Source organism: Devosia sp. YIM 151766 (assembly GCF_030285925.1).
Classification (GTDB): Bacteria; Pseudomonadota; Alphaproteobacteria; order Rhizobiales; family Devosiaceae; genus Devosia.
Genome location: NZ_CP127251.1, coordinates 443,374 through 463,302 on the forward strand (window position 1 = coordinate 443,374; position 19,929 = coordinate 463,302).

The 19,929-nt window shown below is 63.1% G+C and carries 22 protein-coding genes; 7 read left to right on the forward strand and 15 right to left on the reverse strand.

Annotation, left to right across the window (positions count from 1 at the left end; genetic code table 11):
* The first annotated feature begins 27 nt into the window (after positions 1 to 27).
* Together O9Z70_RS02140 and O9Z70_RS02145 are read left to right on the forward strand one after the other, a co-directional pair.
* On the forward strand, positions 28 to 1,644 hold the full coding sequence (locus O9Z70_RS02140) for an EAL domain-containing protein (protein ID WP_286020855.1): 1,617 nt from the start codon (positions 28 to 30) through the stop codon (positions 1,642 to 1,644).
* 98 nt (positions 1,645 to 1,742) lie between these two features.
* On the forward strand, positions 1,743 to 2,111 hold the full coding sequence (locus tag O9Z70_RS02145) for a PRC-barrel domain-containing protein (protein WP_286021937.1): 369 nt from the start codon (positions 1,743 to 1,745) through the stop codon (positions 2,109 to 2,111).
* Positions 2,112 to 2,206: 95 nt separating this feature from the next.
* On the opposite strand, the gene O9Z70_RS02150 is transcribed toward O9Z70_RS02145, so the two are convergent.
* Genes O9Z70_RS02150 through coxB form a run of 3 tightly spaced genes read right to left on the reverse strand, consistent with a single transcriptional unit; the run spans position 2,207 to position 5,657 of the window.
* Entirely contained in the window at positions 2,207 to 2,515 is a 309-nt protein-coding gene (locus O9Z70_RS02150; RefSeq protein ID WP_286020856.1) for a hypothetical protein, read from the reverse strand.
* Complete coding sequence (gene ctaD / locus O9Z70_RS02155) at positions 2,512 to 5,013, reverse strand: cytochrome c oxidase subunit I (RefSeq protein ID WP_286020857.1); 2,502 nt, start codon at positions 5,011 to 5,013, stop codon at positions 2,512 to 2,514. The genes O9Z70_RS02150 and ctaD overlap by 4 nt, the downstream gene beginning before the upstream one ends.
* On the reverse strand, positions 5,010 to 5,657 hold the full coding sequence (coxB, locus tag O9Z70_RS02160) for a cytochrome c oxidase subunit II (RefSeq protein WP_286020858.1): 648 nt from the start codon (positions 5,655 to 5,657) through the stop codon (positions 5,010 to 5,012). Before coxB ends, ctaD begins: the two co-directional genes overlap by 4 nt.
* A 30-nt stretch (positions 5,658 to 5,687) precedes the next feature.
* Here coxB and O9Z70_RS02165 point away from each other — a divergent pair, with 30 nt between their 5' ends.
* Complete coding sequence (locus tag O9Z70_RS02165; RefSeq protein ID WP_286020859.1) at positions 5,688 to 6,242, forward strand: DUF2231 domain-containing protein; 555 nt, start codon at positions 5,688 to 5,690, stop codon at positions 6,240 to 6,242.
* Here O9Z70_RS02165 and O9Z70_RS02170 read toward each other — a convergent pair.
* The 3 genes from O9Z70_RS02170 to O9Z70_RS02180 all read right to left on the reverse strand — a co-directional run bounded on the left by O9Z70_RS02170 (position 6,223) and on the right by O9Z70_RS02180 (position 10,312).
* Complete coding sequence (locus O9Z70_RS02170; protein WP_286020860.1) at positions 6,223 to 6,735, reverse strand: CopD family protein; 513 nt, start codon at positions 6,733 to 6,735, stop codon at positions 6,223 to 6,225. The genes O9Z70_RS02165 and O9Z70_RS02170 overlap by 20 nt on opposite strands.
* Positions 6,732 to 7,484: a cytochrome c oxidase assembly protein gene (locus tag O9Z70_RS02175; protein WP_286020861.1), complete on the reverse strand. Its 753-nt coding sequence runs from the start codon at positions 7,482 to 7,484 to the stop codon at positions 6,732 to 6,734. Before O9Z70_RS02175 ends, O9Z70_RS02170 begins: the two co-directional genes overlap by 4 nt.
* Positions 7,485 to 7,735: 251 nt before the next feature.
* The gene (locus O9Z70_RS02180) at positions 7,736 to 10,312 is read right to left on the reverse strand and encodes a membrane-bound PQQ-dependent dehydrogenase, glucose/quinate/shikimate family (protein WP_286020862.1); all 2,577 of its coding nucleotides are present in this window, start codon (positions 10,310 to 10,312) and stop codon (positions 7,736 to 7,738) included.
* 327 nt (positions 10,313 to 10,639) lie between these two features.
* Here O9Z70_RS02180 and O9Z70_RS02185 point away from each other — a divergent pair, with 327 nt between their 5' ends.
* Positions 10,640 to 10,855 carry a cold-shock protein gene (locus O9Z70_RS02185; RefSeq protein ID WP_286020863.1) on the forward strand — a complete coding sequence of 72 codons (216 nt, stop codon included), beginning with the start codon at positions 10,640 to 10,642 and terminating at the stop codon, positions 10,853 to 10,855.
* A gap of 82 nt (positions 10,856 to 10,937) precedes the next feature.
* Here the strand turns inward: O9Z70_RS02185 and O9Z70_RS02190 are convergent, their stop codons facing one another.
* From O9Z70_RS02190 to O9Z70_RS02210, 5 genes are all read right to left on the reverse strand, one after another.
* A complete protein-coding gene (locus tag O9Z70_RS02190; RefSeq protein WP_286020864.1) occupies positions 10,938 to 11,249 on the reverse strand; it encodes a DUF3817 domain-containing protein in 312 nt (103 codons plus the stop codon).
* Positions 11,250 to 11,307: 58 nt separating this feature from the next.
* A complete protein-coding gene (locus O9Z70_RS02195; protein WP_286020865.1) occupies positions 11,308 to 11,883 on the reverse strand; it encodes an NADPH-dependent FMN reductase in 576 nt (191 codons plus the stop codon).
* A gap of 86 nt (positions 11,884 to 11,969) precedes the next feature.
* Positions 11,970 to 12,212: a hypothetical protein gene (locus O9Z70_RS02200; protein ID WP_286020866.1), complete on the reverse strand. Its 243-nt coding sequence runs from the start codon at positions 12,210 to 12,212 to the stop codon at positions 11,970 to 11,972.
* Positions 12,213 to 12,287: 75 nt separating this feature from the next.
* Positions 12,288 to 12,704, reverse strand: coding sequence for a DUF982 domain-containing protein (locus O9Z70_RS02205; RefSeq protein WP_286020867.1), 417 nt, complete (start codon positions 12,702 to 12,704; stop codon positions 12,288 to 12,290).
* A gap of 84 nt (positions 12,705 to 12,788) precedes the next feature.
* Positions 12,789 to 13,352, reverse strand: coding sequence for a hypothetical protein (locus O9Z70_RS02210; protein WP_286020868.1), 564 nt, complete (start codon positions 13,350 to 13,352; stop codon positions 12,789 to 12,791).
* A gap of 136 nt (positions 13,353 to 13,488) precedes the next feature.
* Between O9Z70_RS02210 and O9Z70_RS02215 the strand changes: the two genes are divergently transcribed.
* From O9Z70_RS02215 to O9Z70_RS02225, 3 genes are all read left to right on the forward strand, one after another.
* Positions 13,489 to 13,746, forward strand: coding sequence for a DUF2171 domain-containing protein (locus O9Z70_RS02215; protein WP_286020869.1), 258 nt, complete (start codon positions 13,489 to 13,491; stop codon positions 13,744 to 13,746).
* 128 nt (positions 13,747 to 13,874) lie between these two features.
* A complete protein-coding gene (locus tag O9Z70_RS02220) occupies positions 13,875 to 14,726 on the forward strand; it encodes an aminoglycoside phosphotransferase family protein (protein ID WP_286020870.1) in 852 nt (283 codons plus the stop codon).
* 4 nt (positions 14,727 to 14,730) lie between these two features.
* Positions 14,731 to 15,234 (forward strand): CAP domain-containing protein, encoded by a 504-nt coding sequence (locus tag O9Z70_RS02225; protein ID WP_286020871.1) that lies wholly within the window; start codon positions 14,731 to 14,733, stop codon positions 15,232 to 15,234.
* 21 nt (positions 15,235 to 15,255) lie between these two features.
* Here the strand turns inward: O9Z70_RS02225 and O9Z70_RS02230 are convergent, their stop codons facing one another.
* The 4 genes from O9Z70_RS02230 to O9Z70_RS02245 all read right to left on the reverse strand — a co-directional run bounded on the left by O9Z70_RS02230 (position 15,256) and on the right by O9Z70_RS02245 (position 19,819).
* On the reverse strand, positions 15,256 to 16,569 hold the full coding sequence (locus tag O9Z70_RS02230) for a GH1 family beta-glucosidase (RefSeq protein WP_286020872.1): 1,314 nt from the start codon (positions 16,567 to 16,569) through the stop codon (positions 15,256 to 15,258).
* A 123-nt stretch (positions 16,570 to 16,692) separates the two neighbouring features.
* Positions 16,693 to 17,751, reverse strand: a complete 1,059-nt coding sequence (locus O9Z70_RS02235; protein WP_286020873.1) for an Mrp/NBP35 family ATP-binding protein — start codon at positions 17,749 to 17,751, stop codon at positions 16,693 to 16,695.
* 149 nt (positions 17,752 to 17,900) lie between these two features.
* On the reverse strand, positions 17,901 to 18,554 hold the full coding sequence (fsa, locus tag O9Z70_RS02240; protein ID WP_286020874.1) for a fructose-6-phosphate aldolase: 654 nt from the start codon (positions 18,552 to 18,554) through the stop codon (positions 17,901 to 17,903).
* Between the two features lie 80 nt (positions 18,555 to 18,634).
* Complete coding sequence (locus O9Z70_RS02245) at positions 18,635 to 19,819, reverse strand: amino acid aminotransferase (RefSeq protein WP_286020875.1); 1,185 nt, start codon at positions 19,817 to 19,819, stop codon at positions 18,635 to 18,637.
* Positions 19,820 to 19,929 lie beyond the last annotated feature (110 nt).

Genomic DNA, 19,929 nt, shown 5'->3' on the forward strand with positions numbered 1-19,929 from the left:
TGATATGCGTTCACTGGAGGCCCCTTAATGGGTCGGGTTGCCACTTTTCTGATCTCGGGGACGCATCGGCGGCTGCGCCGGCTGCTGGTCTGGCTGTTCGCCGTCACCATGCTTGTGGGAGGCGCCGCTTGGATCGCCTCCGAGCAGGTGGCGCAAAATATGCGGACGGAAATCGATCGCAGCCTCGTCACCTATGGCGGCCTGCGCAGCAATATCGTCACCATCTTCGATGCGATGGATGCCAGTCTGACCGCCTCGCCCTGCTCGGACAGCTTCCGCCGGGAGATGCGGCGCATCGCCTTCCTGCCCGATGGCGTCAACGAATTGCTCTATGCCCCCGATGGCAGCGTGCTGTGCGCCGGCAATACCGGATTGCTGGCGGTACCCATGGAATTGGGACCACCCGATATTGCCGCTTCGGATCAGTTCGGCATCGCGCTCTGGCTCGACCGGTCGCTGGAGCCGATCGGCCTGGACGCGCTCACCGGGACGATCGCGCGGCGCGGACCCTTCGCCCTCGTCACCCCGCCGCAATTCATCCCCGCCGATACCGGCGCGAACTGGCTGGAGGAGGAACTGGTCTATAGCGCCGGCGCCGGTCGCTGGCTTCATCGCACGGGCACCGAAGGCGTGCATGCGGCGGCGCTGCTGGCTCCGGTCCAGGCACCGCTCGGCCTGCTCCAGGGCGCGCTTTATCAATATGCCTGCGATCCCGCCGGGGAGCATTGCGTGGCGGCGCGCGCCCCGCTTCTGGCGCTTATGTCACAAGGCGCTCCGGCTATCGGGCTGGTTCTCGCCGCCCTGGCGGTGCTGGCGGCCTGGCTGACTCAGCAGGCCTGCGGCGTGGTGGAGCGCCATTGGTCGTTCGAAGCGCGTTTCCTGCGCCAATTCGGCAAGGGCTCGCTGGTCTGCGCCTATCAGCCGCTGCTCAACCTGCGCACCGATCGCATTGTCGGATGCGAGGTGCTGGCCCGTTGGCGCGATGTCGACGGCACCATCGTGCCGCCCGACCGCTTCCTGCCCATCATCGAGAAACACGGTTTGACCGAGCGCTTCACCGCCATGGTGGCCGATCAGGCCCATGCCGAGCTGGTGGCGAGGCTGACGGCGGGGGCGCGGCTGCAGGTCAATTTCAACATCTTCCCGCAAGATCTCGACGCCGCCCGGCTGATTGCCATCTATGCGCCGTTCCTGACCCCGGGCTCGCCCTTCGATCTGGTGGTGGAACTGGTCGAGACCGCCGAGGTGAAACCCGAAACCGCCCAGGCCGAGATCGAGCAGCTGCGCGCCGCCGGCATCGGCGTCTATATCGACGATTTCGGCGCCGGCTATTCCTCCATGCACAGTCTGGCGGCGCTTTCCGTCGAAGGGGTCAAGCTCGACCGCTCCTTCGCCATGGCCCCGGACCATTCGGTCATGGCCCGCATGCTCGACCACGCCATCGACCTGATCCAGGCATCGGGAAGGCCATTGGTGGTGGAGGGGGTGGAAACCCAGCAGCGCCTCGACCTGCTCAAAGCCGATGGCCGGGCGGATTTCGCCCAGGGCTATGCCATTGCCCGGCCATTGCCGCTGGAGGCTTTCATCGCCTTTTTCGCCGAGCATGGGCCGCATCCGGCAGCCAATTCGCGCCTCGTGGCCTGATCACATTTGCTTTTAACGGGAAACCGCTTCGGTCCGCTCGCGTTGGGTCTGCACAATCCATGCAAGGAGGATCAAAAATGGCTTATGACGACGCCCGTATGGCGAATGCCGATCTCAAGGAAACCCACGATCTGATCGCCTCGGACAAGGTCGAAGGCACCAAGGTGTACGACCCGACGGGCGAGCATATCGGCTCGATCGAGCGCATTCTGGTGGAAAAGCGCGGCGGCAAGGTATCCTATGCCGTGCTCAGCTTCGGCGGCTTCCTCGGGATGGGGCATGACCATTATCCATTGCCCTGGTCCAAGCTCAATTATGACCAGGACCTCGGCGGTTATCGCGTCGATATCACCAAGGAGCAGCTGGAAGGCGCTCCCAGATATGAAACCGAGAGCGACGATTACTGGACAGCCGAAAACGGTCGCCGCGTCTATGATTATTATGGCGTGACCCCGTATTGGATCTGATCCAGAACCAGTTTTTCATCACCTGATGATTGCCGGGACCGGCGCCTCCACAGGGCGCCGGTTCTTCATGTGCTGAAGCGATCCTTTCCCTCGCATCAAACGCAGGCGCTGGTGAAGGTTACCGGCAGAAATGTCAGAATTCCCGCTACGAAGGCCGCCCGGTTGGCCCAGAGCGCCGAAATCGACAGCGTATTGGCCGGCTCGCCCCTTTCGGGCCGCCGCAGCGCCAGCCAGGCCAGCGGCAGCAGGCACAATATGAAAGCCGCGAGCAGGATCAGCCGGTGCTGGCTCCAGCCATAGGCGCAGCCCAGGGCTTGCAGGGCATAAAGCAGCACGAAAGCCAGCGACCAGATGGTGAAGCCGGCAATGAGCAGGATCAGCGCTTTCTTGTTGGATGAAGTCATGCCGCTGCTCCCGCCAGGCCCAGCAAGAGCGTCAGCGCCAAGGCCGGCAAAGCCGCGCCGGCGGCGTAGCCGTTCCAGAGCCAGGTCAGCACCATTTCGGTCTGCCGGTGCGCCGAAACATAGTTCTGCTGCATCCGCCACCAGCCATGCCCGGCCATCAGCGCGGCGAAGCCGCAATGCAGGGCCGCATAACCGAGCGTGGTGAAGATCAAGGCCTGGCGTGCATGTTCCGTGGGTTCGGGGATGAAGGCCATCAGGGCGATCAGCAGGCCGGTGGCCAGAATCTGTGCCGCGGCGGCCAGTCCCAATAAACCGCCCGCCGCGCCGCCCCGGGCATTGGTCCGCCGCGCCAGCCAGCTCAAGGCGGCTCCGGCCATCGTCGCCGCCAGTCCCGCAATGCCCAGCCAAGGCGGCAGGCCGAGCGGCGTCATGTCCTGCCAGTTCGGCGCCACCACCAGCAGGAACAATCCGCCGAACAGCAGCGAGGCAAACAGCGTGGCATTCATCACCAGCGCCCCGCGATTGGCGAGGATGGTGACATTGCTGGTGCATTCGACATCGAGCACCGCCCTTTCGCCCATACCGATCTCGACGGGGCCGAAATCGCGTTTTTGTCCCAGCGTCAGCGGCCAGAACAGGAACAGCACCAGGGTGGCCAAGGCGCCCAGCGGCGCCAGCCAGTAAAGGCCGAACAGCAGCGCCAGGAAGAAGCTGGCGGTGGCGATGGCGGTCCAGAGTGGCAGGAAGGTGCGGCGGGGCAGGATGACGACATGTTCGGGCGCGCCGGTGACCATGTCGACGCCCATCGTCTCCTGGTCGTTATTGCGCGCGAAACCGAGATAGCCGAAGCCGCCCGCCTGTACCGGGCCGATCTTGGCCGGTTCGAGCTGATCGGCCCGCTCGTCGATCCGCGGGATGGCGGCGAAATTATAGGGCGGCGGCGGCGTCGCCGTGGCCCATTCCAGCGTCTGCGCCTTCCAGGGATCGCGGCGGAAGAAACGCCCGAAACGGAATTGCAGCACCATGTCGGCCAGCACCAGCGCAAAACCCATGGCGAGGATGAAGCCGCCGATGGATGAGAGCAGGTTGAGCCAGTCCCAGCCCCAATTGGACGGATAGGTGGAAATGCGTCGCGGCATGCCCATGAGGCCGGTGAGATGCATCAGGAAGAAGGTCAGGTTGAAGCCGATAAAGATCAGCCAGAAGGCGGGTACCGACAGCCGGTAGAGGCTCTGCCGCCCGGAAATATGCGGCATCCAGTAATAAATCCCCGCCAGCATCGGGAAGACGAAGCCGCCGACCAGCACATAGTGCAGATGGGCGACGACGAAATAGCTGTCATGGGCCTGACTGTTGAACGGCACCATGGCCAGCATCACTCCGGTCAGCCCGCCGATGACGAAGACGAAGAAGAAGCCGAAGATATAGAGCATGGGCACGTCCCAGCGCGGCCGTCCCGAGGCCAGGGTGCCGAGCCAGGCGAAGATCTGCACCGCCGTGGGGATGGCGACCAGGGCGCTGGCCGCCGAGAAGAAGGCCAGCGCCAGATGCGGGATGCCGACGGTGAACATGTGGTGCACCCAGAGCCCGAAGCTCAGGAAACCCAGGGCGACAATGGCGGCGATTATGGCGCGATAGCCCAGGATCGGCCGCTGCGCGAAGACCGGTATGACGGTCGACAGCACCCCGGCGCCGGGCAGGAAGATGATATAGACCTCCGGGTGCCCGAACAGCCAGAACAGGTGCTGCCACAATAGCGGGTCGCCGCCCCGGTTCGGATCGAAGAAGGGCAGGCCGAAGGCGCGTTCGAGTTCGAGCAGGATCGAGCCCAGGATCAGCGGCGGGAAGCCGATCATCATCATTCCCGAGGTGACCAGCATGTACCAGCCGAGCAGGGGCATGCGGGTGAGCGACATGCCCGGCGCCCGCATCTTGAGAATGGACACCAGGATTTCGACCGCCGCTGTCACCGCCGAGATTTCGACGAAGGTGATGCCGAGCAGCCAGACATCGGCATTGATGCCGGGCGTATAGGGCTTGGAGGTCAGCGGCGTATACATGAACCAGCCGCCATTGGGCGCCGCGCCCGCCAGCATGGCGCCGATCAGGATCATGCCGCCGAACAGATAGCACCAGAAGCCATAGGCGGTGAGCCGGGGAAAGGCCATGTCGCGCGCGCCCAGCATCTTGGGCAGCATGTAGATGATGAAGCCCTCGAACATCGGAATGGCGAACAGGAACATCATCACCGTGCCATGCATGGTGAAGATCTGGTTGTAGAGTTCAGGGCCGATAAAGGCGCTGTTCGGCGTCGCCAATTGCGCCCGGATCAGCATGGACAGCAACCCGCCAATGGCGAAGAAGACCAGCGCCGTTACCATGAAGCGCTTGCCCAATACGCTGTGATTGACGCTGGACAGCCGACCGAGGCCGGGCGGCGTCGTCCAGATGCGTTCGAGCTGCTTGTGCAGGCTGATGGGGGAGGGAACCTCGTTCATCGGCTGGCCTCCCCCAGCAGCGCAGCGAAATCGTCCGGCGCATGCGCCTCCACCCGGAAGAACATGATGTCGTGGCCTTCACCGCAATATTCGGCGCATTGGCCCCAATAGCTGCCCGGCGCGTCGGCTTCGAGCCGGATGCGGTTGATGCGCCCCGGAATGGCGTCGATCTTGCCGCCCAGCCGGGGAATCCAGAAGGCATGGATGACGTCTTCGGCGGTAACGGTGATATCGACCGGCTGGCCGGCGGGGATATGCAGGATGTCGTCGCTCATGATCGTCCCATCGGGATAGGCGAAGCTCCAGTGCCAGCGGCTGGCATGGGCACTGAGCTGCACCGGGGCCGCGCCGCGCGGCAGCAATTGCTCGCCCAGCACCAGCGCCGTGCCGGTCAGCAGCACCAGCACCGGAACGGGCAGGACCAGCCCGCCGCCCACGATCCATTGCCCGGGCGTGAGGCGGCCGATCCATTCCGTGCGCAGATAGGCCAGCGCGAACAGCACCATGACCAGGACGAACAGGACCACCGCGCCCCAGAACATCACCCACCAGAGCAGGGCGAGATTGGCGGCGCGCGGCCCCGCCGGATCGAGCGCCGACAGCTCGCCGCTGCAACCGGCCAGCGCCAGCGGCGTTGCAGCCACAGCAACCGTCTTCAACCAGGGAAGCAGATCATGGCCGATCCGTCGCGCGACAGCGAAGAGCGGGAAATGCAACTGGAAGAAGGCCAGGAGGCCAGTTCCGACCATCCCAATCCCTATATCCGCGACCTCGCCGAGCAGGATGTCAGCTCCACCATCGCCGTGGCCGGGCACCCGATCCACGCCATGCTGGTGCATTTCCCCATTGCCTTCGTCATCGCCACTTTGGGCGTCGACATCTTCTATTGGTGGTCCGGCGAACCCTTCTGGCTGGAGGTCGGCAAATGGTCGGCCGGCGCCGCTTTCGGCTTCGGCGTGTTGGCGGCCATTGTCGGCACGCTGGAATTGCTGGCCGTGCCCGGCATCAGGGTGCGCGTCGCCAGCTGGAACCATGCCATCGCCGCCATGGTGCTGCTGGCCATTGCCGGGGCCAATGCCGGCTTGCGGCTGTATTTCCCGGAGGCGGTGTTGCCCGGCGGCCTCATGCTGTCGGTGCTGGCCAGCATGGCCACGGCCTTTGCCGGCTGGCATGGCGGCAAGCTGGTCTTCGATCATGGCGTCGGCCTCCTCATCTCGCCCCGCCAATGATCGGGCCGACCAATGCGGACAAGGCGCCGGGCGCGAAGATGCCGGTGAAGAATTCCGGCCATTCCAGCCGCGGCTTGCCCAGCACCAGCACCAGGATGGACGCGATGACCAGAACGGTCAGCGGCACCACCAGGGCGGCCCGCCAGGCCGGATAGATATGGCCCGGCTCGAACAGTTTCAGGATCGCCAGGCCGGAGAAAATGTGGATGCCCGTCAGCATGGCGACGCCGACCAGCTTGGCCGAGAACCAGTTTTCATAAGTGCCCTGGAGAAAGATCAAAGCCGTCCCCGAACCGATGGCGGCGAAGGCGGAGGGCGACACCAGGCCCACATAGAAATAACGGGTAAAGGCATGCAGCTTGTGCAGGGCCTCGCTCTCCAGCCCTCCGCGCTGCCGATAGAGGAAGGGCAGGGCGATCAACCCCGCCGACCACAGCGCGATGGTGCCCACATGGATGAATTTGAGCCAGGTGACCAGCATCGCGACGATCATCCCGCCGCCTCCCGGCGCGGCCCGAGCGCATCGAGCAGCCGCCACAGCACCAGCGCCAGCAAGGGCAGATTGGCCGGCACCCACATGATCAACCCGCCCAATTGCTGGTCGTCCAGCGACGCCAGGCCGAAGGCGAGCGTCGTGCCGAAATGCGGCAGGTAGAGCGGGGCGGGAGCAAAGACCAGCAGCGCCCCGAGCAGTCCCATCTGGATCGCCGATGACAGGGCCACCACGCCGGCGCTCATCGGCGCCCCGCTGCGCAGCAGGCCCAGCCACAGCCAGGCAAAGCTGGCGATCAGGCTCGCCTGCATGGCCCAATAGAGCGCCGGATGGCTGAAGGCGGCGGCATAGAGATCGGGCGTGTGCCACAGCCACAGCGCCAGCGTCGAAACGATTAGCGCCGGCAGCAGTCTCGGCCGCCGCCCCCATGCCGCCGGCAGCGCCCATGCCAGCAGCGGCGCCACCACCATGGTCAGCAGCACATGGTGGCCGACCCGCGCTGAAAACAGCGCGACGCTGAGGGCGCAGAGCGGCGAGATGAACAAGGCCGACGCCATGATCCAGGCACCGGCAAAGGCCGCCTGCCGGGAGCGCGCCGCGCCCCGCAAGGCCAAAAGCCCCCACAGCGCCGCGAGGGCGAGGACGATCAGCAGCACCGGTTCGAAATTCCACCGGCTCCAGAGTTCATCCCCGGTTGGCGGCGGGCCGCAATAGCTCATGTCGAAGGAAAAGGCTGACGCTGGGTCCATTTCCATTCCGTTGGTTCCTCGCCTCCTTAGGGGGAGCGCTAGTTGGCTTTCCGAGCTCCGGCTTCTTCAAGACGCAAGACCACTCGCCCCTCCGACGCCTCTTAGGCCTCCTGATCAGCCTGTCGAACCACGAGGTCGCGGCCACGGAGCTGTCGACCTCGTCCTTCGACAAGCTCAGGATGGGGTCTACGAGAAATTGTGCGCCTCCCGCCCCTCGGTGAGGAGGGAGGCGCACGGGTCGCAACATATGATCAGGGCTGCTCCGCTCCTTCGCCGGCCACCGGCTCGCCGCCCGGCAGGGCATAGGCGATGAAATAGTCGCCGATCGGGGTTTCCATGAAATCGTGGCCGCCGGCATTGATCACCACGATCTGTCGACCGCCCGCTTCATAGGTCATGGGGCCGGCCTGGCCGCCCGCCGGCAGCTCCACCTGCCAGACTTCTTCGCCGGTCTCGATATCGATGGCGCGGAACAGGTCGTCGGTGGTGGCGCCGATGAAGAACAGGCCCGAGGCGGTGATGACGCCGCCGCCATTGTTCGGGGTGCCGATCTCGAACGGCAGCATGGAGGGAATGCCGAACGGGCCGTTCTTGCGGGCCGAGCCGAAGGGGCGGTCCCACAGCACTTCGCGATTATTGATGTCGATGGCCGCGATCCCCCCATAGGGCGGCTCCTTGCACAAGAGACCGGTATAGGGCACGCGCCAGCCGGCATTGACGCGGATGCCATAGGGCGTCAGCGCCTGCGGGCTGATCGAGCCATGCGAGCCCGAGCCGGCCCCGGGGGTGTAATTGGGGTCGGTGATCGGCAGGATGCCCAGGGCGTCCACTTCCTCGCGGGGCACCAATTGGTTGTAATTGGGCATATTGTTGTAATTGGCGATCATGATGCCCTTTTCGGGATCGATGGCCACCCCGCCCCAATCGCTGCCGCCATTATAGCCGGGGAACTGAATCCAGGGCTGGTCCAGGGTCGGGGGCGTATAGACCCCGTCATAGATGGCCTGGCGGAACTGGATACGGCACCAGAGCTGGTCGAGCGGCGTCGCTCCCCACATCTGCGCCTCGGTCAGGTCGGGTTTCAACAGATTGGGGAAATCGGTGACGAAGGGCTGGGTCGGCGACAGCCGCTCCGGCTCGACGCCGCCCTGCGGGGCCGGGCGTTCCTCGATATCGACCAGCGGCTCGCCGGTGGCACGGTCGAGAATATAGAATTGCGCCTGCTTGGAGGGCATGACGATGGCCGGCACCGGTCCGTCGGGACCGGGGAAATCCACCAGCGTGCCCTGGCCGCCCAGATCATAGTCCCAGATGTCGTAATGCACGGTCTGGTAATGCCAGGCGACGGCGCCGGTCTCCACGTCCAGCGCCACGATGGCCGTGGAATAGGTGTTTTCCTCATCGGAGCGGTCGCCGCCCCAATAATCCACGGCCGAATTGCCCATGGGCAGATAGACCAGGCCAAGCTCGTCGTCGCCCGAGGCGATAGTCCAGACATTGGGGGTGCCCGGCGTATAAATCTCGCCTTCCGGCGGCAATCCGGTTTCGCCCGGCCTTCCCATATCCCAGGCCCAGTCCATTCCGCCGGTCACCGCATTATAGCCACGGATGACGCCCGAGGGCGCTTCGCGGGTCTGGCCGTCGCTGACCTGGCTGCCGACCACCAGCACGTCGCGCACCAGAGTGGGCGGCGAGGTCGGGGCGTAAAAGCCCGGGGCGCTGTCGCCGATGCCTTCCATCAGGTTGACGATGCCGCCATTGCCGAAATCGGCGCAGAGCTGGCCGGTCTCGGTATCGAGGGCGATCATGCGCGCGTCATGGGTCAGGTTGACCACGCGGGTGGCGCAAAGCTCGCCCTGATCGGCACCGGGGTCCTCGAAATAGACCAGCCCCCGGCAGGAGGCGTTATAGCCGATGGCGTCGGCGGAAACGACCGGGTCATAGGTCCAGAATTGCGTGCCGGTCGCCGCGTCGAGCGCCGTGATCTTGTTGAGCGCCGAGCAGAGATAGAGCCGGTCGCCGATCTTGATCGGGGTGTTCTGGTTACCGAAGGCTTCGTCGCCCTCCGGCAGGTCGCCGGTGCGGAATTCCCAGATCTGTTCGAGCTGGCCGGCATTGTCGCGATTGATCTGCGTCAGCGGCGAATAGCGCGTGGCGTGATTGGTGCCGCCATAGGCCGGCCAGTCCGCCCCGGTTTCAAACAGGACATAACGGGCGGTATCGGGAACGATTTCCGCTTCGGTAGCCAGTTCGTCGCCCACAGGCGCCTCCGGCTCGATGCCGGTCTCGTCAGGCGGCACTGGCGGGGTTTCCGGGGCCGTCACGTCGGTCTCCGGCTCCGGTTCTGCCGGCGGCACCTCGTCCTGGGCATAGCTGGGCTCGGTGCTGTAATTGGCAATGGCAATGGCGCCCAATGCCCCGACCAGGGTGATCATCGCCGCAGCCATGCCGGTGCCGAAGCGGCGGATGGAGCCGCGCAGCATCGGCAATGTGGTCAGCACCAGAACCAGCACCACGCTGGGCGCCAGCAGCCGGGGCACCTGGGCCCAGCCATTGAACCCGGCTTCCCACAGTGCCCAGATCAGCGTACCGGCAAAAGTAATGAGATAGACCCAGACCGCATTGAGGTCGCGGCGGAAAAGGAAATAAGCCGTCAGCAACAGACCGATGCCGGCGGGCAGGTAATACCAGGAGCCGCCCAGAACGATGAGCCACAAGCCGCCGGCGGCGATGGGCAGACCGAAGATCACCAGCAATGCGGCGATGAACATGGTCCACCAGAAGCCGAAGCCCTTCCGTTCCGTGTGTGTCGAGACATGCGCGGTCATTGGGCCCCTCCTTGGCTTTTATCGAGGGCCCAACGTCCACAAGCCGCCACAGTTCCACGATTATTTCGACGCAATGCGCGCTTGCATCGTCAGTTGCGGCATGCCGGGGGCAAATATCGGGCGCTGGCAGACGATTGCGGCCTTGCTTTCGCCATCATCGGCTGGCATAAAGCGTCCATACGTTTTCAGCCCAAGTCGGCTGCCTTCTGCCGGTCATTTCCGGTCCTTGGCTCACTGATCTACCTTGCGAACGTTTGTATGCCCTCTTGCATGTTGCGGAGGGAGGCGCTCGTTTCGCTTCGGCTCCGAGCTTTAAGGATTACCCCCATGGCCACCATCAACGGCACCGTTAAATTCTTCAACACCACCAAGGGCTTCGGCTTCATCACCCCTGAAAATGGCGGCAAGGACCATTTCGTCCACATCTCCGCCGTGCAGAATTCCGGCGTCGATGGTCTCTATGAGAACGACAAGGTCACCTATGAAGTGGAAACCGGCCGCGACGGTCGCGAGTCCGCTGTCAACCTGACCCTGGTCAAGTAAGCAGCCGCGCTCATCCGCGAATTTTGAAGGTCGCCCCTGTGGCGGCCTTTTTTATTGCGGCGGTGCGCCGGAAGGCCAGGCGTCAGGCCGGCATCGCTTTAGCTGCCCGCAATCCGGCCTCTTTCCGCCTGAGGAACGGGTCGTTGAGGAAGGTTCCAAACGGAAAGAATGACGCGATGATCGTGCGTGTCCATTCGAGGCCGGTAAAGCCCTTGCCCCGCAACGCCACGATCATCACCAGCAGATAGGCGACGAAAGCCCAGCCATGCACCATGCCGGTGATCGGCACCAGGTCCGGATAGTCGAACCAATATTTGGCCGGCATGGCGACGAGGAACAGAGCGAGCGTGGTGACGCCCTCGACCAGGGCGACATGGCGGAAGAACCTGAACATCGGGCCATGGTGAAGCAATGCCCGAAAGCTGTCAGCGTGGCGTGATGTCGCCTGGCGCTCATTCCCCCCGCGGCAGCGTTGTATAGACCCTGGCGACGAATTTATGGAATTCTGCCATGTAATTGGCGAGGAATTCCCGCGTTCCCTCATTGGTCACTTCGCCCTCGTCGGTGACGAGACCCGGGGTGAAATGAATATAGGCTTCGGGCGCGTTCATCTGCGGGGAGTTACAGAAGCTGAGCACGCTGCGCAGATTCTGCTGCGCCACGGCGGTGCCGATCGCCCCGATAGAGGCGCCGATCACCGCCGATGGCTTATGAGCGAACGAATTCTCACCCCAGGGGCGGCTGGCCCAATCGATGGCGTTTTTCAAACCGCCGGGCAGGGCCCGGTTATATTCCGGGGTCACAAACAGCACCGCATCGACCTCGGCGATGGCCTGCTTGAAGGCACGGGCCACGGCCGGATAATCCTCGTCGTAATCATAGCTATAGAGCGGCAGGTCACGGAAGGAAATTTCGCTCATCTTAAAGCCCGGGCCCGCCAGCCGCACCAAAGCGGTGGCGAGCTTGCGGTTGATGGAGGCGCTGGCCAGGCTGCCGATGAAATATCCGACTTTGAATGTGGTGGTCATGAAAATCTCCTGGGGAGCAAACGACGCAGCACAACAACGTCAAGGATTTGAATTCGATCCTGATATTCGCGGCGCTTCTTCAGCGCTTACGCGGCCCGGGCCAGCGGGAAGGTCTCCGCACGATAAAGATTGAGAATCTGAGTGGAATCGAAACGCCGCTCGTTCACTTCCAGATAGGAACCGCGCAGCAATGTTGCCGGCATGTCCTCAACCGCATAGCGCACCGCCTCGGCCGCGGAGGCGAAGCGCTTATAGCCGATCTGGCGAGAGGTTTTCGGATTCCTGCCCGGAAAGAGCTCGGCGGGTGAAGAATAGTCGATGCGTGTCATGTCTTCTTTCTTTCTAACTGTTAGGAGCGCGCGCCAGCGTCCGGCCCCTGGCCGGGGGCCGTCCAGCAATGGCGATCAGGCGATGGTGGCCGCGAGGGCTGAAAACGGCTTGCCTGCCGGGCGATATTTGCCGGGGGCATTGGCGGGATCGATCTTCCAGCGGCGATCGAGAATGCCGGCCCGCTCGGCTGCGGCAATCAGGTAATTGCGCGCCGACTCGGCCGATACCAGATTGTCCAGGGCGCTCCGGCACATGGCTTTGGCGCGCCTATATTCTCCGGTTCTGGGCCCGGTCCAGAAACGATCAAGATATTCCAGGGCTTCCCAGGCACTGCGCGCCTGATAATTGCCAGTCTGGTTTTGTTTTAGCCGGAGGAAAACCGGCCGATTGAAGGGTTTGTTTCCCATCACTTCCTCCAAAATATTATTGAAACAAGCGAGGCGGGGTTTTGCCGCCAAAATATATATGGGAATGTGGCTATTAAATTTCAAGGGGATAGTATTTCTGCATCCGGACGCTGAAGAAATACTTTCACAAATCCTCTCGACTTCCGACGCTCACGAAGCAATGACAGCCTAGCCGCGCCGCTCGCCCTCCTGCTTGGCCCGCTCAAGGTCCTCGTCAGACAGGATGCGCGTATCCGGATCGGCCGTGTCCTGTTCGGGGAGCGCGAAGTGCAGCTTCTCCATATAGGGGGTCGGCTTTTTGCGCCGGTAATCGGCGAATTCCTTGGCGTAATAATCGCGGGCCTGTTCCACCGACTTGGCGCCGGTGACAATATCATGCATCAGGTTGAGCGCCAGAAAATTGGCTTCCTCGTCATGGCAGCGCGCCGACACTTCGCCGACGGTGCGTTCCACGATGACGCTGCCATCGAACGCCGCCAGCGCCGAGAATTTCTCCGCCGGAACGCGATAGTCGATCACCGACTCGACCGAATCGTTATGCGGAGCGGGAAAATCGTGTTGGTAGAATGCCCTGGAGGCTATCATGCGCTTCCATGGCCCCGGCCTGTGCCACGTCAGCTGGCTATCGGTGATTTCGTCCGGTTCGCCATATTTGTCGATGACCAATTGCGCCGCCTCCCGCGCCTCTTCGGGCCATCCTTCGGTATGTCGCGATTTCTGTTCGCTGGCCATGTCGTGCCTCCTGTCTCTGCGCCAACAACTGCGCGGCGTGAAAAGCGTTCCTGGCCGGGCTCGGTACCGGCGCCGGGCGGAGGCAGCTTTTTGACGCCGCCAGCGTTTACCATTGTCCCAAGCAAGGAGAAGATTCATGGTCGAAGCGGCAGACATCAAGGAACATGCGGAAGTGATCGGCGCCGATGGCGTTCATGTCGGCACGGTCGATCGCGTCGAGGGCGACCGTATCAAGCTGACCAAAAAGGACAGCGGCGAGGGCTCCCACGAGGGCCACCACCACTATATTTCCATTGGTCTGGTGGCGGAAGTCGAAGGCGACAAGGTGCGCCTGTCGGCCGATGGCGATGTGGCCGTCACCTTCGAGGAGGAGCAGGGCGGCGGAGCGGCCTAGCGGCCTAGCTCTACTCAACCCATTGCGACGCCGCCAGATGGGGGAGCGGCGGCGCGGGTCCACCACACTTTCATCACCTTTGCGCGCCACCCGTCGAATCCTGCACCGGCTTCTGCTCTAATGGCGCCATGATGAATCAGTCTCCCGTCGAAACGGCGTTGAGCCGCGCTTTGATCCGCTGGTCGTTGACCAAAGCCACCCCCGTGGCGGAAACGCCGCGCAACTGGATTTTCCGGGTGGAACAGAATGGCCGCAATTTCGCCGCCCTAAAAATCCTCAAGCCCGTCGTGGCCGAGGAAGAGGGCAGGGGCGCGCGCCTGCTGCAATATTATGCCGGCGACGGCGCCGCCACCGTCTTCGACATTCATGGCGATACCATTTTCATGGAATGGCTCGATGGCGGAACATTGGGCGATCCGGTCCGCGCCGGCCGCGATGAAGAGGGCACTATCGCCATTGCCACGATCGTGACCAATCTTCATCGGCCGCGCCCCGATTATCCCGAGGGGTTGATGCCGCTGCGCCAGCGTTTCGAAGCGCTGTTCTCTACCGATGTCCGCGCCTGGCCGCATACGGCGCGCGATCTCTATGCCCGCTCCGCCGGCATCGCGCTCCAGCTTTTCGACAAGCCCATGCCGGAAATTCCCCTGCATGGCGATTTGCACCACGACAATATCATGTCCTCCGATCGCGGCTGGCTCGCCATCGACCCCAAGGGGCTGATCGGCGACCCGCATTACGAACTCGCCAATGCGTTTCGCAATCCTTTCGGCGCCACCAAGCTGGCGGCCGATCCGAAACGCATCAATGCCATGGCCGATATCTTCTCGGCCCGGCTCGGGCTCAATCGCAAGCGCCTTCTCGGCTTCGCCGCCGCCCATTCGGGCCTTTCGGCCTGCTGGGACCTGGCGGCCGGCAATTCGATCACCGTCGATCTGGCAATACTCCCCAATCTCCTCAGCGCTTACGATCAGGCCTGACCTCATGTCGCATTATTCCCGCCGGACTTTCCTGTTCCTGGGCGCCGCCTCGCTGCTCGCGGCCTGCTCATCGACCATGCCGTCCCTGCCGGCCAAGATATCGGACCGCCCCGAAGACCTGACGCGCGAGCAGATCGTCGCCACTATCAACACGGTGCGCCGAGCCAATGGTGAAGGAGCCTGGACATATAACGCTGCACTGGAAGCCGCCGCCCGCTCCCAGGCGCGACTCATGGCTCGGCAGGATCGGCTCAGCCACGATCTCGGCGTCACTTTGCGGGCCCGCGTCACCGAGAGCGGATATCTGCTGGCGGTGGGCGAGAACCTTGCCAAGGGTTATAACACCCTGCCGGAAACCATCGATGGCTGGCTGAATTCGCAGGGCCATCGCAATACGCTGCTATCGCCCAAATTCGTCGAATTCGGCCTCGCCTTTGCCCGCACCAGTTCCGGCAAGCTCTATTGGGCGCTGATCGCCGGCGGCCCCTTCGAGGCATGGCAGGCCTGAGCGCCAGCCTGCCCGGGCGAATTACCGCGTATTGTGCAGCAGGCCCTGGAAGGAGCGATAGCTGGCCTTGGGCGTGCGCTTCTGCGTTTCATAATCGACATGAACCAGGCCAAAGCGCTTGTTATAGCCTTCGGCCCATTCATAATTGTCGAGCAGCGACCAGGCGAAATAGCCGCGAATGTCGGCCCCCAATTCGCGGGCGGCAAGCACCGCTTTCAGGTGGTCGTCGTAATATTGCACCCGGCGCGGATCGTCGTCGCCCTCGACCTCGGCCATGCCGTTCTCGGTCACATAAAGCGGGATCTTGGTATATTCACTGGAGACCCGGACCAGCAGATCCGAAAGGCCCTTGGGGTAGATTTCCCAGCCGATATCGGTCTTTTCGAGGTCGCCCTTGACCTGCTGGATCGCCGGGCCACCGGCTTCGCCGGCCTTGTAGATGCCGCGGGTATAATAATTGATGCCCAGCCAGTCGAGCGGACGGGAAACCACTTCCATATCGGCCTGATAATTTTCCGGAAGGTAGTCGGCCAGCCAATTGGTCACCACTTCGGGATATTGGCCTTTCAGCACGCCGCCCAGATAAAAGCGATTGAACAAGGCATCGCCCATGTCGCAGGCCTGCATGTCTTCCGGCTTGTCCGAAAAGGGCTCGGATTTCTCCAGGTTGAGCACGATGCCGAGATTTTTGGCGCCCGAAGCCCGCAGCGCGTCGATGGCGGTGCCATGGGCGAACAGCACATGGTGCATGGCGTGGGCGGCGGCGCGCAGATCGCGATAGCCGGGGGCATGGATGCCCAGATAATGGCTGAGAAAAGCGACGCACCAGGGCTCGTTTATGGTGGCGGTGGCGGCCAGGCGGTCACCGAACTTGTCGGCAACCAATGTCGCGTAATCGCCGAACCAATGGGCAATGTCGCGGTTCATCCAGCCGCCGCGATCCTGCAGGGTCGAGGGCAGGTCCCAGTGATAGAGCGTGGCATAGGGCTTGATGCCGCGTTCCAGCATCCCGTCGAGCAGGCGGTCGTAAAAGTCCACGCCTTCCTGGTTGACGGCGCCGGTGCCCTCGGGAATGAGGCGCGGCCAGGCGAAGGAGAAACGATAGGCATCGAAACCGCCATCGCGGATCAGGTCGAGATCCTGCGGCCAGAGCTCGTAATGATTGCAGGCCTGCAGCCCGGTATCGCCATTGTGCACATTGCCCGGTGTCGCCGAAAACGTGTCCCAGATCGACTGGCCGCGGCCATGACCCTGCCCGCCTTCGATCTGATAGGCGGCGGTGGCCACGCCAAAGGTGAAGTCGGGACCGAAATCCCGGCGATCAAACGAGAACATATCCCCTCCCTGCCGGCCTGACGCCGTGTTGGAGAAGCCGGATACCATCGGTGCGCCAGGCTATGCAATCGATTTCAGCAATCGATACAGGTGCTGTACGTACCTCATCTTCTCATTGCGGTTTTATGGGATGCGGCGCAGGACATTCCGGGCAATGGCCCGATAGGCCGTCGCTTCCCGGCCCTCCGGCATCGTCGCCATGGGCGGGGCGCCGGCATCGGAATTTTCACGAATGGACATGACCAGGGGAATGGGGCCGAGGAAGTCGATGCCCAGCGTACCGGCGGCCTTTTCGGCGCCGCCCGAACCGAAAATGTCATAGCGGTGGCCGGTATCGGGGGCGATGAAATAGCTCATGTTTTCAATGAGCCCCAGCACCGGAACCGACATGCGGCGCAGCATGTCGATGGCCTTTTGCGCATCGATCAGGGCCAGGTCCTGCGGGGTGGAGACGATGACGACGCCATCGATAATCGTCTGCTGGAACAATGCGATATGGATATCGCCGGTGCCCGGCGGCAGGTCGATGACCAGCACGTCGAGCCCGCCCCAATCGGTTTCGCGCAGCAGCTGGCGCAGGCCGGACGTGGCCATCGGGCCGCGCCACACCACGGCCTGACCCGGAACCAGCATGGAGCCGATGGACATGACTTTGAGCCCATAGGCCTCGTGCGGCGTGAAAATACCGTCGTCGCGGATTGCCGGCTTGCCCTCGATGCCCAGCAATTTCGGCACGGAAGGGCCGTAGAGATCGGCGTCCAGGACGCCGACGCGCAGACCTTCCGCCGCCAGGGCCAGAGCGAGGTTCACCGAAGTGGTCGACTTGCCGACCCCGCCCTTGCCCGAGCCCACCGCGATGATGCGCTTGACGCCGGCCACGCGGGTCTTGCCCTGCGGCGCCGCCGATCCGTGGCCGAATTTCGGCGCAGGAGATTTTTCGGCGGTGATCGAGACCATCACCTTGCGGGAGCCGGCCAGGTCCTGGGCAAGCTTGTGCGCCTCGTCCCGGGCCGGCCCGAAAGCCGCCTCCATGCCGGTGGCCACGGCAATGGCGAAGGCGACGGCGCCCGGGGTGACGATGATCTCCGAGAGACCAGCATAAGTGGCAAGGTCGCCGCCGCCGGGAATTTCGACCCCGGCAAGAGCGGCTTTGATCTGGGTGGCGAGTTCGGTATCGGCCATGCGGCTTGCTTGGGCGCAAAAAGCGCAGCAACTCCAATGTCATGCCGGGCGCAGGCCGGCATCCATCTGAGAATATTCCCGCGCGCGCATCCAGAATGTCACCCCGGCCTGCGCCGGAATGACATCGCGTTTGTGGAAATGCCTCGATCCTAGAGGATCGACTGGCCGGTGCCGGCCCAATCCTTGAGGAAGCCTTCAATGCCCTTGTCGGTCAGCGGGTGCAGGGCCAGCTTCTTGATGACGTCGGGCGGGATGGTGGCGACGTCCGCGCCGGCGAGGGCCGCCAGGGTGACGTGGTTGGCCGAGCGGATCGAGGCCGCCAGAATCTGCGTCTCGAACTGGTAATTGTCGTAGATGGTGCGGATGTTCTCGATCAGCTCCATGCCATCGAGATTGATGTCGTCGAGGCGGCCGATAAAGGGCGAGATATAGGTCGCGCCGGCCTTGGCGGCGAGCAGCGCCTGATTGGCCGAAAAGCAGAGCGTCACATTGGTTTTGACGCCGGCATCCTTGAAGTGCTTGGTGGCCTTGAGGCCGGCCAGGGTCAGGGGCAGCTTGACGACCACATTGGAGGCGATCTTGGCCAGGACCTCGCCCTCGGCGACCATGCCGTCATATTCGAGGCTGGCGACTTCGGCCGAGACCGGGTCGGGGGTGATCGCGCAGATTTCCTTGATGACTTCCTTGAAGTCGCGGCCGGATTTGGCGATCAGCGACGGATTGGTGGTCACCCCGTTGACGAGGCCGGCATCGTGGAGTTCCTGGATGGCGGCGGTATCTGCAGTATCGACAAAGAACTTCATCGTTCCCTCCTAAAATGCATTCTGTTCCGGCACGTTAGCCGGATTCTATTCCATGGCGGCGGGGCGCCGCAAGCTCTTGCTCAGCGTAGGGCGCCCAGAAAGGCGGCGGCCAGATCGCCGACGCGGTCTTCCGGAATCCCGGCAATATTGATGCGGCTGTCCCCAGTCATATAGACCCCGTTTTCGGCCTTAAGATGGTCGACGGCATCATTGGTCAGCCCGAGCAGCGAAAACATGCCGCGATGATCGGCGACGAAGTCGAAATCGGTGGAATTGGAGCGCTCGCGGATGGCGTCTGCCAGCTTTTTTCGTAGCAAAATCATGCGGTTACGCATGGTCGCCAGTTCTTCCTCCCATTCGGCGCGCAAGGCTGCGTCATCCAGAATAGTGCGGATGATTTCCGCGCCATGATCGGGCGGCTGCGAATAGGCGCCGCGAATGATGTTGAGAAGCTGCGAATTGGCGATGTCGGCCTCGTCGGAATTGCGAGCCATGAGGATGGCAGCGCCGACACGTTCGCGATAAAGGCCGAAATTCTTCGAGCCCGAGAAGGCTATCAGAGCTTCCGGCACCGTGGATAGAATTTTGCGCGTACCATAGGCATCGGGCTCGATGCCGTCGCCGAAACCGAGATAGGCCAGGTCGATAAAGGGCAGGGCGCCGGTCTTGGCTAGGCTCTGCGCCACCTGGTCCCATTGCGCCTCGGTGAGATTGGCGCCGGTCGGGTTATGGCAGCATCCATGCAGCAGGACGACGTCGCCGGCGCCCAATTGGTCAAGCGCCGCAAGCATTTGCTCGAATTTGACGCCGCGCGTCGCCGGATCGAAATAGGGATAGGTCGCGACCTTGAGACCCGAATTGATGGCGATCGGATTGTGGTTGGCCCAGGTGGGGTCCGATACATGAATTGTCGCGCCGGGGCGGGCGCGGTTGATGAGCTGCATCAGGACCCAGAGCGAGCCGGTGCCGCCCGGGGCCTGGGCCACGCGGATACGGGCGCTGTCGGCGCTGTCGGCCACGACGAGATCGATTACGGCGGCGCCATAGCCCTTATTGCCGGCAATGCCGAGATAAGTCTTTGTTTTCTCGTTCGAAAGCATCCGTTCTTCGGCTTTGCGCACGGCTTTCATAACCGGGGTCACGCCGTTTTCGTCCTTATAGACGCCGACGCCGAGGTCGATCTTGGTGGAACGCGAATCGGCGGAATATTCGCCCATGAGCGCAAGAATCTTGTCGCCGGGGGCCTTGGTGAGAGCTTCGAACATGTGCTGGAGATCCAGTGGGAAAGGCGCGATCCTTATAGGCCGGACAGCAATTTTTGCAATCTTCGTAGAGACCTCACCCGGTGCTTGTCGAGGAGATAAGTCCGGGGCCG